Here is a 13,470-nt window from a genome sequence, read left to right on the forward strand (position 1 = left end):
TGTCAGCGAGTCTTCCTAGTCGGACGGTAATTCTTCGAACAGTCGAGTGAAGACTTTCTGCCCTGTACTTGTGTCTGCTTGTGCTTGCAGCGATTTCCAATAGTTGAGGGTATTGTCTAATTGGTCGGTGTTTCTGGGGCCAATGACGATCCCGGACAGCGACGGGTTTACAAAGGAAGCGGCGAGGGCCAGTTCGTTGAGCGTTGTGGGTCTTGGTTCGAATGCGTGCGGCTCGTTGAGGAAGTCGACGAGCTTCTGTGTAAACGCCTGAGGAATATTGATGTTGCGCAATTCCATCGAACTGTTTGTCTTGGTCGCTTCGGTCTTCAGGCCGCCCAGATTGATACCGTAGGCCAGATACTTCGCATCGGGGAACCAGGCTTCGTAGGCTGCGCGAGCAGCATGGGTCTTGAGGTTCTCTTTGACCTGAATGGCCCACTTGCGAGAGAGCGACGGATCGGCCTTGTAATAAAGCTCGGGATGTCTGATACCCGAAAGACCGATACCGAGACCCTGCTGTTCAAGTCTGGACATGGCCTCGACGGTATCTGCAATGGTCGCACCGTCGATGTCGTCCTCTGCGCGATTGTCCCAGTGGATCGAAACGCAGGAAAGTGCCGAACCAAATTGACTGTGCAGGGTACTCGATGCGCGATCTATATCATCCGGGCTCAGACTGACTTCAGGCGAGCCCATATTGTCCTTCGAGCCGATTTTGACAGTCAGTGCGAGTTTCGAACTGGTGTTTTGACTGACCCAGTCAGCAATCCAGCGAACAGCGAGACCGAAGTCCTCCTGACGCTTGTTGATAGGGTAGTTCGTCGCGGTGTCGACCATTGTTCCGCCGCTGAGCAAAAATTGCTCGAGCAACTCATACGCCTGGGTGCGTTCAATACCCCAGCCCCAGAGGGCGGTACCCAATACCAACTGTTTATGGTCTGGCGAAAGATTCGAGTTCTTCATGCTTCACGCTTTGAGTTGTTCAGGCGTTGGCGCAGGGAAAACATCGCTTTGAGGTACTCGATGGTCAGTTTGAGCACTTTCACCTTCGAGTTCGGGTCGTCAGTCCATGTGACCGGCAAGTCCATCACGCGGTATTTCAAGTGTTCGCCGGTGATCAGCAACTCGGTTGCAAAAAACCATCCGTCACTGTTGGCGCCTGTCTGCATCAAAGGGGCGAGAACACTGCGCTGGAGAAATTTGAACCCGCACATCCCATCGCTGAATGATGTTCGGAAAATCAGTTTGACGATGAGGTTGAAGCCAAAGCTGGTCACGTTTCTGAGAGGTTTGCGTCCGATGACCCTGGCGCCTTTGGCCAGGCGCGAGCCTGTCACAATATCTGCCTTGTTGGCTTTCAGCGCTTCTAGCGCCGGGCGCAGGTGGCTCAAGTCGGTGGCCAGGTCGAGATCCATGTAGCCGACGATGTCGGCGCTCGATTGCGTCCACGACGCTTTGAGCGCACGACCGACTCCGCGCTGTTCAAGGCGCAGGTAGCGAACGTCGGAAAGGTTTTTTTCCAGCTCCAGAGCAATCTCTTGAGTTCGGTCGGTGGATCCATTATCCGCGAGGACAATGCGAATGGTGCCGATATCGCTCAGGTTGGTTTGAATATAATCGTGGGTTTTACGAACCTGCTCGGCCAGCGTTGACTCTTCGTTCAGGACCGGGATGGTAATTTCAATCAGCGAATTCATTGTGATTGCTCGGAAGAAGTGGTTTGCGCGCCGGACAGGTTTTCAGTCTCGAGCTTTTCCAGCACGTCATAAATATTGTCGATCTTGCCACCCAGGATGGAATAACAGCCCGGAAGGGTTTCGTGTTTCTCGAACAAAATAGGTCGGCCATCGTCACCTTCATTTTTGCTGAGAATGGTTTTGACCTCAAAGAGTGAGTCGACGTATTCCGAGTCCAGTACTGAAGGCAAGTAGCGTCCAATATCGCGGATCATTCGATCGACCCGGGTATCCCTTTGATAGCTGTCCAGCTTTTGATAGGGATTGGTATTGGGGTCATCGGCCCAGTGCAGGTGAGGCGTGTAACGAACATGCGAAACCGTATGCAAGCCACGAGCTGGAAAGGGCATAACGGAAAAGAACGGTCCATCCATTACGGTGATACCCAGCTCGCTGAGCGCTGGCGGCATTCGCATGAGCGCCATTTCGGTGATTTCCTGTTTCAGCGCAGTGCGAGTACCAGGAAAGTCGCCGCCAAACTGGTTCAGGCCACTGTAGGTGCAGTTGAAGACGTATCGAGCGCTGATCTGTTCCCGGTCTTTGCCTTCGGGAGCCAGGGTAATGTTCAGCGATTGATTCGGGCTGTTGGCAATGGCTACGGCCTGGGTATTCAGGCAAATGCGGACACCGCTCTCCTGCAGTTCACGTAACGCCCATCTGGCGAGTTGGGTCGAGTCAAATGCGTACTCTTCTACCAGAAAAACCTCTTCGATCAGCCGAGGCTCAAACAGTGATCGAAGTGCAGGGCTGGCCAGCTCGATTTTTGCCCCGATTTCCCTGTAGAAGCGTTCGAACTGGTTCGCAGTAACCTTCGAATTTCGTCGCGCGATCGCATACAGCTTGGTGAAGTCTTGTTTTACAGCTTCAGGCCAGTCTTGAACGAATTTCGGAAGGTTGACCCGGCTGCGGTATGCCGTAGTGAAACTGCGCGGGTAGTGGTAGCCATTGTGTACGCGAGCCTGATTGTTATAAGAGGCCCGGCTCAACAGCGAAGATTCACGCTCGATAAGCGTGACCTGTTTCATGCCGCGTTGTCTGGCAAGGTAAACCGCGATCGCTGCGCCGTAGAACCCTCCTCCGATAACGACCGCATCCTGCATATTGGTCGTCGACATCACGCCACTCGGCCTGAGGAGGATGGTGGCGTCTCAGGCGATGCGACTTCTTCGATATTCAGCTTTTCACGGCGGGTTATGCGCGCACTGGTGAACTCTTGGGCAATATGATACAGCGGCCCTTCATTGGTCAGGCTGGTCATGTGCAGGATGTATTCACCCAATACCAGGAGCACCAGCGAAATCAGGAAAAACATACCGGATTGTTGTAAGGAGAGACTGATCCAGCCCGGTGCAATATCTGTTTTGAGAAAGGCGCTGGCGACAACATAAAAGCTGTAGATGAGATTCGCGACTGCTCCAAACAGCGAAAGGGAAGTGACCAGACGCATGGGCGCCCGAGTGGTCGACACCAACAGGAGCATGCCTCGATCAATACTTTCGCGTAGTCTTTTTTTCTGGGTAACTCGGGGGCTGGAACTGTAATTCAGATTGGCACGGGCAAAACCGCCTGTCGCCGGGAGGTGGCGATAGGTTACCGACGGTTGAGGGTGCTGCAGGATGAAATTGATGACGCGCTTGCTGAGCACCCGATACTGCGGCGCCTCGGTGGCAAGATGTATACCGTTGAACGATTTGTAGACTTTGTTGAAGACCGAATAGGCGACTTCGTAAGCGAGACTTTGTGCGGGCTTCTGTTTGTTCTTGGCGAAAACCACGTCTGCACCGCTGACTGCCTTGTCGAGCATTTCAGGCAAGAAAGCGATGTCATCAACGAGCGGATCGATCACTGCGACGAAATCGCCCAGAGCGTTTTCCAGGCCAGCCCACGATGCGGTATCGGCATCGACTTCTTTGGTCAGCGCATAGACTTGCAGGTTGGGCAGGCCGTTTTCGCCGGTCAGGCTTTTCAATATCGATATGCTGTCGTCATCCGAAGCATTATCGACAACTATAAGTTCGTAGTCGCTAACGAGCGTGGACATCCGTTCAACTGCGTCTGCCAGGATACTTCCAATATGGTTTGATTGGTTGCGCACTACAAAGACAACCGAAAGAAACACCGGAAAAAATGCCATTTAAAGTCCCTCGAGACGTCGGCCATCGGCTGTCGTCCATCATTTCGAAAAAAAAGCCCGTAATCTTAATCTGCAAGGTAGGTCGCGTCACCCTTTTCGTTCATGGTCTTTTGCAGGAAAACCTGCAAAAACAGCCCGTCCGCTGTACGCATCGCTCGCTGTCAGACATCCGAGGGACATTCCGTCGTGTATCCTTAGCGGTTTTGATGCACCGAGCGCGGTCTGCCGCCGACTCCCCTTATTTGCCTGCCTCACTTGTTTTCATCAAAGAGAGCAGGGGGCATTACGTGCGACAGTTTTATTTTTTGGAGTGATGTACTCGATGATTTTCTGGTGGCTCATACCTGCTATCTGCGGTCTTTCGTTTGTATTGACTGCCGGCCTCCGCCGATATGCGCTGGCCCGCAGCATGCTCGACGTGCCGAATGATCGCAGCTCTCACACCGTTCCCACTCCGCGTGGCGGTGGAGTATCGATTGTGGTGACCTTTTTGTCTGGCCTGGTGGCAATGTGGGCAGCAGGGCTGATCGATTCAGGTTTTTTCCTGGGTGCTGCCGGTGCGGGCGGTTTGGTGGCTGTTATCGGCTTCATGGATGATCATGGCCATATTGCGGCTCGCTGGCGTCTGTTAGGCCATTTTGCCGCGGCTGCTTGGGTGTTGTGGTGGAGCGGCGGGCTGGCACCGGTGGAAGTGTTTGGTATGACCTTCGATCCAGGCTGGGTTGGCGATGTCTTCGCTCTGTTCTATCTGGTATGGATGTTGAACCTTTACAACTTCATGGACGGGATCGACGGCCTGGCCAGTGTCGAGGCAATCAGTGTCTGTGGTTCAGCCTGTCTTCTCTATTGGATAAACGGTCATGAGGGCTTTGTCTGGGCGCCATTGCTGTTGGCGATGTCGGTTCTGGGGTTTCTGGTCTGGAATTTCCCTCCGGCAAAAATCTTCATGGGTGATGCCGGAAGCGGATTCCTGGGGATCACTCTGGGGGTCCTTGCATTGCAGGCTGCGTCGCTCAGCCCGGATCTCTTGTGGGCATGGCTGATCTTGCCGGGTGTGTTTATCGTGGATGCGACGTTTACATTGCTCAGGCGTTTGCTGCGAGGCGAGAAGGTGTATGAGGCTCACCGAAGTCATGCCTACCAGTATGCCTCGCGGGTGTATGGACGGCATCTGCCGGTGACCGTTGCCGTGGCGTTGATTAACGTGTTGTGGCTGCTGCCGATTGCCATCGCTGTGTTAGTGGCGGGGCTGGATGGTATGGCGGGCCTGATAATTGCTTACGTGCCATTGCTGGTTTTGGCCGTGAAGTTCCATGCGGGCGAGTCCGAAGTCAGAGCGACACAGGGCAAGGACTGTTAGACAAAATCCGTCTGGTCTCCAATTATTACGTACAATGAAGGCGGATTAAGTAGGCCAACGTGCCTGGTCGGTTGAGGTTTATGGATAAATTACGCGCCTTTTTGTTAGGTTTGCCACGCAGGCAAAAACGACTGATTCAAGTTGCCACAGATGTGTTTCTGGTCTGGGGGTCTCTTTGGCTTGCGTTCATCGTCCGGCTTGGCATCGACGATATGTACAACCCGCTTAAAGTACATTTCTGGTTGTTCGTCAGTGCCCCGATCGTTGCAATCCCGCTTTTCATTCGCTTCGGAATGTATCGTGCAGTCATGCGTTACTTCGGTAACGATGCGCTGATCGCGATCGTCAAGGCCGTCAGTCTTTCATCGCTGATCCTGGCGCTGGTGGTTTACTGGTACAGCAATCACGAGGCCGTGGTTCCCCGCTCTATTATTTTCAACTACTGGTGGCTGAGCCTCGTCATCATTGGTGGTCTGCGCCTGTGCATGCGCCAATACTTCATGGGCGACTGGTTTACCGCAGCCCAGCACGTGCCCTTCACCAACCGCGACGACGGGCTGACCAAAGTGGCAGTGTACGGTGCCGGCGTGGCGGGCAATCAACTGGTTGCGGCACTGCGCATGGGCCGGGTGCTGCGTCCCGTGGCGTTCATCGATGATGATCCGGGTATCTCGGACCGCTCGATTTCCGGGCTGCAGGTCTACAAGCCCAAACATATCCAGCAAATGATCGACGTGACCGGTGCCCAGGAAATTCTTCTGGCGCTGCCTTCCTCGACACGTGCCCGTCGTCGGGAAATTCTCAACCTGCTGGAAGGTTTTCCGCTGCACGTTCGCAGCGTTCCCAACTTTACTGACCTGGCCAGTGGCCGGGTAAAAGTCGAAGACATTCAAGAAGTCGATATTGCCGACCTGCTGGGGCGTGACTCAGTGCCGGCTCAGCCGGATTTGCTCGAACGCTGCATCAAGGGCAAGACGGTGATGGTCACCGGCGCAGGGGGATCCATCGGTTCTGAACTGTGCCGGCAGATATTTTCGTTGCAGCCGACGACGCTTCTGCTGTTCGAACATAGCGAATTCAACCTCTACAGCATTCTCTCGGAACTCGAGCAGCGTGGCAGTCGTGAGTCGACGCCTGTTCGTTTGCTGCCAATTCTCGGCTCGATCCGCCATCAGGACAAACTGCTGGATGTGATGAAAACCTGGAAGGTCGACACCGTTTACCACGCGGCGGCCTACAAGCATGTGCCGATGGTCGAGCACAATATCGCCGAAGGCGTGTTGAATAACGTGATCGGTACGCTCAATACGGCACAGGCGGCGTTGCAGTCGGGCGTTTCGAATTTCGTTCTGATCTCGACCGACAAGGCCGTTCGTCCGACCAACGTCATGGGCAGTACCAAGCGTCTGGCGGAGCTCACGCTTCAGGCGTTGAGTCGAGAAGTCGCGCCGGTGTTGTTCGGCGACAAGGCCAACGTCTCCCGGGTCAACAAAACCCGCTTCACCATGGTCCGTTTCGGCAACGTGCTGGGCTCGTCCGGTTCGGTGATCCCGCTGTTTCACAGCCAGATCAAGTCCGGCGGTCCGCTGACGGTCACCCATCCGAAAATCACCCGCTACTTCATGACGATCCCGGAAGCCGCGCAACTGGTGATTCAGGCGGGCTCCATGGGGCAGGGCGGCGATGTGTTCGTGCTGGATATGGGCGAGCCGGTGAGAATCGTGGAGCTGGCCGAGAAAATGATTCATCTGTCTGGTTTGAGCATTCGTTCCGAACGCAATCCGCAGGGCGATATTTCCATCGAGTTCACGGGGTTGCGTCCCGGTGAAAAGCTCTATGAAGAACTGCTGATTGGCGACAACGTTGCCGCGACGCCGCATCCGATGATCATGACCGCCAGTGAAGATCACTTGCCATGGGATGTGTTGAAAACACGCCTGGGTGAACTACTCGCTGCTGTGGACGCCGATGATTATTCTCGCGTCCGTCAACTTCTGCGTGAAACCGTCAGCGGCTATACCCCCGACGGCGAGATCGTCGACTGGATCTACCAGCAGCGCCGCCTCGAACCCTGATTGTTTCACATCCTGTAACGGACACGTTTTTGACAGGCTCCCATCATCGCCTAAGTTTGGAGAGCAGCTTCGGAAAAGCTGCTTTCTCAATTGATGATGGAGCGTCACATATGCGTACCGGATATTTCTACTCCCTGATTTTTGCCTTGCTGACCAGCGCCTCGATCGCCGCAGTTGCTGCGCCTCTGGCTTCGTCGGAGGCGAACAAGGCGCCCGTGGTGATGGACGCGTCAGCCACTTCTGAAAATCAGAAGGTCGATCTGAACGGTGCCGACGCGGCTACTCTGCAAAAGGAACTGGCAGGAGTAGGCGAGGCCAAGGCGAAAGCGATTGTTGCTTATCGTGAAACAAATGGGCCGTTTGCATCCGTGGATGAATTGCTGGAAGTGAAGGGTATCGGCAAGGCGATCCTCGATCGTAATCGCGACAAGCTGGAAGTGAACTAAGCTGATTGTTCAACGCCAAGGGGCCGGTCATTGACCGGCCTTTTTTGCTTTCAGGTTCATGGAAACGTCGAAGGAGGATGATTGCCTTTCCGTCGGGTAATGGAAAATTACGACTATCATATGGTCTTTGGATTATGCCTATAATAATTTCAGTCGCCCCTGAAGCCTCTGCTTTTCAGCGGTCGCTCTTTCCTCACGCATACCAGGAGTACCGTCATGAATTCCCCGAAATCCCAAGGCACGGCGCTGGTCACCGGCGCTTCTTCCGGCATTGGTGCGGTGTACGCCGAGCGACTGGCGGCACGTGGTTTTGATCTGTTACTGGTGGCGCGCGATCAGGAGCGTCTGGAGTCTACGGCCAGCAAGCTGCAAGACGCCCATGGCGTTCAGGTTGAAGTGCTCAAGGCCGATCTGACGCAAAAGGATGATGTGATCAAGCTTGAGCAGCGTCTGCGCAGCGATTCCAGCATCACGCTACTGGTCAACAATGCTGGCGTAGCGTCCAACGGATTGCTGGCCAACGCCGATCCCGATGAACTGGAGAAGCTGATCCAGCTGAACGTCACGACCCTGACCCGGCTGGCAGCCGCAGCCGCCTCGGCGTTCACCCGCGCCGGGCGCGGCACGATCATCAACATTGCGTCGGTGGTTGCCCTGTTTCCTGAGCGTTTCAATGCCACCTACAGTGCCAGCAAGGCTTATGTGTTGAGCCTCACCCAAACGCTTAATGCGGAACTGGAAGGCACCGGCGTCAAGGTGCAAGCGGTATTGCCGGGCGTCACCCGGACCGAAATCTGGGAACGCTCCGGATTCGATGCCAGCGGCATTCCGGCGGAAATGGTCATGGAGGCGGGCGAGATGGTCGATGCCGCGCTGTCCGGCCTGGATCAGGGCGAATTGGTCACGATTCCTTCGCTGCCCGATGCCGGGGAATGGCAAGCCTTCGTCGCCGCACGTCATGTGATGGCGCCCAATCTGTCCCATAGCTCGGCCGCCAGCCGTTACAAGTAAATCAAGTCGAGAGAGGTCAACCCGATATGGATCAGCGTCGAGTAGTTGTCACGGGTATGGGCCTGGTATCGCCCTTGGGAAGCGGCGTCGAAGTCGTCTGGCAGCGCCTGTTGGCCGGGCGTTCGGGATTGCGAAACCTGCCGGAAGCGGTCATTGCCGATCTGCCGACCCGGGTCGGCGGTGTGGTGCCGACGATGGAGGAGGATGCCGAAGCGGGTTTCGATCCGGATCGCGCCACGCCACCCAAAGAACAGAAGAAAATGGACCGCTTCATTCTGTTCGCGATGGAGGCTGCACGGCAGGCGCTTGAGCAAGCGGGCTGGCATCCCACCGAACCCGGCGCTCAGGAGCGCACGGCCACGATCATAGGCTCCGGTGTCGGCGGCTTCGGCGCGATCGCCGATGCGGTACGCACCACCGACAGCCGTGGCCCGCGACGCTTGTCGCCGTTCACCATTCCCTCGTTTCTGGTCAACCTTGCGGCGGGGCATGTCTCGATCCAGCACGGCCTGAAGGGGCCGCTCGGCGCGCCAGTGACCGCGTGCGCGGCTGGTGTACAGGCGATCGGTGACGCCGCTCGATTGATTCGTGCCGGTGAGGCCGACATCGCGGTATGCGGCGGTGCGGAAGCCTGCATCGATCGCGTCAGTCTTGCCGGTTTCGCGGCAGCACGTGCTTTATCCAGTGGCTACAACGACACGCCTGAACGCGCCTCGCGTCCGTTCGACAGTGGACGTGACGGTTTCGTGATGGGCGAGGGCGCCGGGCTGCTGGTGATCGAGTCGCTGGAGCACGCGTTGGCAAGGGGCGCGCAACCATTGGCCGAACTGGTCGGTTATGGCACCAGCGCCGACGCCTATCACTTGACCGCCGGTCCGGAGGACGGCAGCGGTGCACGGCGGGCAATGGAATTGGCGCTGGCCCAGGCCGGCATCACGCCGGATCAGGTGCAGCATCTGAACGCGCATGCGACTTCGACGCCGGTGGGTGACCTCGGTGAACTGGCTGCGATCAAGTCAGTGTTTGGAGCGCAAAACTCAATCGCCGTGACTTCGACCAAATCCGCGACGGGCCATTTGCTGGGTGCGGCGGGAGGTCTGGAAGCGATCTTCACGCTGTTGGCGATCCGCGATCAAGCCGTTCCGCCAACGCTTAACTTCGACAATCCTGATCCGGCGAGCGAAGGGGTGAACATCGTTCACGGTCAGGCGCGGTCGATGCCGATCGAATATGCGTTGTCCAACGGTTTCGGGTTTGGTGGGGTCAATGCCAGCGTGCTGTTCAAGCGCTGGCAGGCTTAGGCTTCCGACCGCTTGAGGTGTTCGCGGGTGACGTCGAGGATGCGTTGCGCAAACCCGGCATCCGCGACACTGCGAGACAGCAGGAGCGCCCCGGCCAGTGTCGCCATGATGACGATGCTGCGCTCGGCGGCGTTCTCGCCTTCGAGGGTGCCTTCTATCTGGTCCAGGCGCGCCTTGAGCACTTCATCGCTGGTCGGGCTAGGCTGACCACGCAGACCCAGCTCCGATGAAAGGGTGACCAGCGGGCAGCCTTCATGCGGCGTGGTCTGGTGCCACTCGGACAGGTAGGTGTCGATGAACAGCGCCAGCGCATTTTCCTGAGCGAAGATCTCCGCGCACAAGCCAGCCACTTGATCGCCGGCCGCTTGCAGGGCTTTTTCAACGAGTTCGTCCTTGGACTTGAAGTGCGAGTAGAAACCGCCGTGCGTCAGGCCCAGCGCTTTCATCAACGGCTGCAGGCCGGTCGCACCGATGCCGTCCTTGCGAAAACGCTCGGAGGCTTCCTTGATAATACGCTGATGGGTCTGGGCTTTATGATCCTGCGAGTAACGCATCTAAACTCTCCGCAACGAGACCGCCATCTTAACCAATGAAAATTGAATGGTGACTGTACTTCTACTTCCAAAAACCATGCCGATGCATCCAATACATTCCCAACGGGCGCATCGGGTTGGCATGGATAGTGATTGCAGCTTGAAAAGTTGCCCATCACATGAGGAGCAGGAGAATCATGTACAAAGACTACCCGGCCGCCTATCAGGTCAGCAAAGGCTCGGCGTTACAGGTCAATACACCTTTCTACGAACGGATTCGAGACCGCAAGGACGGGCGGACGCTGATCGAACAATTCGAAGTTCCGATCCGCACCGGCCGTGCCTGGCATGTGCCGGCGGGGCATGTGTTTCGTGTCACCACACCGGTCGGGCCCCAGGTGGGCGATTTCAATGTGTGGAACGCACACGATCCGCGCGAACGGATGTGGGCGGCGCGTACCCGGCAACTGCAGGGCGCGCATGTCAGCACCCATGACCGGTTATGGTCGAACCTGCCTTTTCTGCGTCCGCTGGTGACCATCACCGATGACAGCCTGGTCGGCTACGGCATCGACGAGCACGGCGGGCGCCTGCACGATTTGCTCGGCACGCGCTGCGATCCTTATGTGAACAAAATGCTCACCGGCGAGGACTTCCATCATCACTGCCATTCCAACCTGACCCGCGCCGTGTTGCCCCATGGCCTGACCGAATTCGACGTGCATGATGTGCTGAACATCTTTCAGTGCACCGGCCTGAATCACGATGACCTGTATTTCATGAAGGCCTGCCCGGCGCAGAAGGGCGACTACCTGGAGTTCTTCGCCGAAATCGACTTGCTGTGCGCATTGTCGACCTGCCCGGGTGGAGATCTGTCATTGGCGATGTGGGGGCCAGACGCGCAGGATCCGCTGACCGTGTGCCGCCCGCTCGGGGTGGAAATCTATCGTCTGGACGATGCGTTACTTGAAGGCTGGAGCCAGCCAGAGCGCGCGGCGTACAAAGGCCTGCATGGCTTGCACATTGCCAAGGCAGAGTGGGAAAAGTAATCGCCACAAACAACAAACCCCGCCGATTCAGGCGGGGTTTTTCGTTCAGCGGTCCTGCGCGTCCTTGATGTCCGCTTCGGCATTGCGTTCAGCAACGCGTTTGCGTTGTTCGTCGGTCAGTTCGACCTTGTTGGCGGTGTCTCGCAACATCATCAGACCGCCGACGATCGAGCCGATTGCAACGACCAGAATCAACCAGGCATACCAGGGCATAACGGCTCTCCTTAAAGACAGGTCGACGGGCGAGGGTTTCGCCGTGCAACGCTGTATACCACTTTGAGCGAATTGCATTCGCAGTGGTTCCATTCTAGGCCGGTTATGCCCTTGGCGGTTTACAGTCCCGTGAGCATGGCGTCTGCCGGAGCATTGGCGCGCAATTGGCCGGTCAGCAGGAAGTAGCCGAACCCGACGGCCATGAAGCCGAGGAAGATCAGCCCGATCAGCGCATTGAACCAGGCCATCGCCACCAGGCACACCACGGCCAGCACCAGTGCAATCAGCGGAATCAGCGGATAGCACGGCGCGCGGAAGGTGCGCTCCAGATTCGGTTCGGATTTGCGCAGTTTGAACAGGCTGAGCATGCTCATGATGTACATCACGATCGCGCCGAACACCGCCATGGTGATCATCGCAGCAGTGAGGGTCATGCCGCCGAGGTTGATCAGGCCGTCGCTGTAGATCGCCGCGATGCCGATCAAACCGCCGGCGATGATGGCGCGGTGCGGGGTCTGGAAGCGCGACAGCTTTGCCAGCGAAGCAGGCAGATAACCGGCGCGGGCGAGGGCGAAGAATTGCCGCGAGTAGCCAAGAATGATCCCGTGGAAACTCGCCACCAGTCCGAACAGACCGATCCAGACCAGCATGTGCAGCCAGCCGGAGTTGTCGCCAACCACGGTTTTCATCGCCTGCGGCAGCGGATCGTTGATGTTCGACAGGGTGCGCCAGTCACCGACGCCACCGGCGAAGAACATCACGCCCATGGCCAGCAACACCAAGGTCAGAATGCCGCTGATGTAGGCCTTGGGAATCGTGCGTTTCGGGTCCTTGGCTTCTTCGGCCGCCATGGCCGCGCCTTCGATGGCGAGGAAAAACCAGATCGCAAACGGAATCGCCGCGAACATCCCGGCAATTGCCGGAGCGCCGAAAATGTCCGAACCGGCCCAGCCGTTGAGGGCGAAGTTGCTGAAACTGAAGGCCGGGGCGACCACGCCCATGAACACCAGCAACTCGGCCACCGCCAGTACGCAGACGATCAGCTCGAAGGTCGCGGCCAGTTTCACACCGAGAATGTTCAACCCCATGAAGACGATATACGCGCCGACCGCTGCATGTTTCGGATCGAGGGCCGGAAACTGCACGTTCAGATACGCGCCAATCGCCAGGGCAATCGCCGGCGGAGCGAAGACGAATTCGATCAGCGTCGCGAGCCCGGCAATCAATCCGCCTTTTTCACCGAAGGCCCGGCGGCTGTAGGCAAACGGCCCGCCCGCGTGGGGAATCGCCGTGGTCAGTTCGGTGAAACTGAAGATGAAGCAGGTGTACATGGTCGCGACCATGAACGAGGTCACCAGAAAACCGAGTGTTCCCGCGACGCCCCAGCCATAACTCCAGCCGAAATATTCCCCGGAAATCACCAGCCCCACCGCAATGCCCCACAGGTGCAAGGTGCCCAGTGTGGGTTTGAGTTGTGTGTTCATGCGTTGCTCCCTGAACGGTTTGGAAAGCTCGGGGAAGGGCGTGTGCAGTGGGCGTGCCATTTTGTATTGGCGGGTCGTAAAGAGCTGAAAGCTGTCGTATCGGGGATGTTCGCGGCGCAATGCCCATA

Annotated in this window: 13 protein-coding genes; 6 read left to right on the forward strand and 7 right to left on the reverse strand. The window is 57.1% G+C overall.

From position 1 onward, the window contains the following. Positions 1-15: 15 nt before the first annotated feature. From L6D81_RS04350 to L6D81_RS04365, 4 genes are read right to left on the reverse strand one after another with little or no spacing between them, the layout of a single operon-like run. On the reverse strand, positions 16-963 hold the full coding sequence (locus L6D81_RS04350; RefSeq protein ID WP_236178026.1) for an aldo/keto reductase: 948 nt from the start codon (positions 961-963) through the stop codon (positions 16-18). Next, the gene (locus L6D81_RS04355; protein ID WP_236178027.1) at positions 960-1,697 is read right to left on the reverse strand and encodes a glycosyltransferase; all 738 of its coding nucleotides are present in this window, start codon (positions 1,695-1,697) and stop codon (positions 960-962) included. The genes L6D81_RS04350 and L6D81_RS04355 overlap by 4 nt, the downstream gene beginning before the upstream one ends. Next, on the reverse strand, positions 1,694-2,851 hold the full coding sequence (locus L6D81_RS04360) for an NAD(P)/FAD-dependent oxidoreductase (protein WP_236178028.1): 1,158 nt from the start codon (positions 2,849-2,851) through the stop codon (positions 1,694-1,696). Before L6D81_RS04360 ends, L6D81_RS04355 begins: the two co-directional genes overlap by 4 nt. Next, on the reverse strand, positions 2,851-3,870 hold the full coding sequence (locus tag L6D81_RS04365; protein WP_236178029.1) for a glycosyltransferase: 1,020 nt from the start codon (positions 3,868-3,870) through the stop codon (positions 2,851-2,853). The genes L6D81_RS04360 and L6D81_RS04365 overlap by 1 nt, the downstream gene beginning before the upstream one ends. Positions 3,871-4,192: 322 nt before the next feature. Here L6D81_RS04365 and L6D81_RS04370 point away from each other — a divergent pair, with 322 nt between their 5' ends. From L6D81_RS04370 to fabF, 5 genes are all read left to right on the forward strand, one after another. Beyond that, the gene (locus tag L6D81_RS04370; RefSeq protein ID WP_236178030.1) at positions 4,193-5,230 is read left to right on the forward strand and encodes an MraY family glycosyltransferase; all 1,038 of its coding nucleotides are present in this window, start codon (positions 4,193-4,195) and stop codon (positions 5,228-5,230) included. Positions 5,231-5,310: 80 nt separating this feature from the next. Beyond that, positions 5,311-7,305, forward strand: coding sequence for a polysaccharide biosynthesis protein (locus L6D81_RS04375; protein ID WP_236178031.1), 1,995 nt, complete (start codon positions 5,311-5,313; stop codon positions 7,303-7,305). A 110-nt stretch (positions 7,306-7,415) separates the two neighbouring features. After that, positions 7,416-7,751 (forward strand): ComEA family DNA-binding protein, encoded by a 336-nt coding sequence (locus L6D81_RS04380; protein WP_236178032.1) that lies wholly within the window; start codon positions 7,416-7,418, stop codon positions 7,749-7,751. Positions 7,752-7,967: 216 nt separating this feature from the next. Next, a complete protein-coding gene (locus L6D81_RS04385; RefSeq protein ID WP_236178033.1) occupies positions 7,968-8,762 on the forward strand; it encodes an SDR family NAD(P)-dependent oxidoreductase in 795 nt (264 codons plus the stop codon). A 26-nt stretch (positions 8,763-8,788) separates the two neighbouring features. Continuing rightward, positions 8,789-10,063: a beta-ketoacyl-ACP synthase II gene (fabF, locus tag L6D81_RS04390; RefSeq protein WP_236178034.1), complete on the forward strand. Its 1,275-nt coding sequence runs from the start codon at positions 8,789-8,791 to the stop codon at positions 10,061-10,063. Here fabF and L6D81_RS04395 read toward each other — a convergent pair. After that, on the reverse strand, positions 10,060-10,617 hold the full coding sequence (locus tag L6D81_RS04395) for a TetR/AcrR family transcriptional regulator (RefSeq protein WP_236178035.1): 558 nt from the start codon (positions 10,615-10,617) through the stop codon (positions 10,060-10,062). The genes fabF and L6D81_RS04395 overlap by 4 nt on opposite strands. Before the next feature lie 176 nt (positions 10,618-10,793). Here L6D81_RS04395 and L6D81_RS04400 point away from each other — a divergent pair, with 176 nt between their 5' ends. Next, complete coding sequence (locus tag L6D81_RS04400; protein WP_236178036.1) at positions 10,794-11,645, forward strand: urea carboxylase-associated family protein; 852 nt, start codon at positions 10,794-10,796, stop codon at positions 11,643-11,645. A gap of 45 nt (positions 11,646-11,690) precedes the next feature. Here the strand turns inward: L6D81_RS04400 and L6D81_RS04405 are convergent, their stop codons facing one another. Then, entirely contained in the window at positions 11,691-11,858 is a 168-nt protein-coding gene (locus L6D81_RS04405) for a DUF2897 family protein (protein ID WP_007950938.1), read from the reverse strand. Positions 11,859-11,977: 119 nt separating this feature from the next. Beyond that, a complete protein-coding gene (gene eat / locus L6D81_RS04410) occupies positions 11,978-13,342 on the reverse strand; it encodes an ethanolamine permease (RefSeq protein ID WP_236178037.1) in 1,365 nt (454 codons plus the stop codon). Positions 13,343-13,470: the final 128 nt, after the last annotated feature.

The organism is Pseudomonas sputi, from assembly GCF_021603585.1.
In the GTDB taxonomy this organism is placed as follows: Bacteria; Pseudomonadota; Gammaproteobacteria; order Pseudomonadales; family Pseudomonadaceae; genus Aquipseudomonas; species Aquipseudomonas sputi.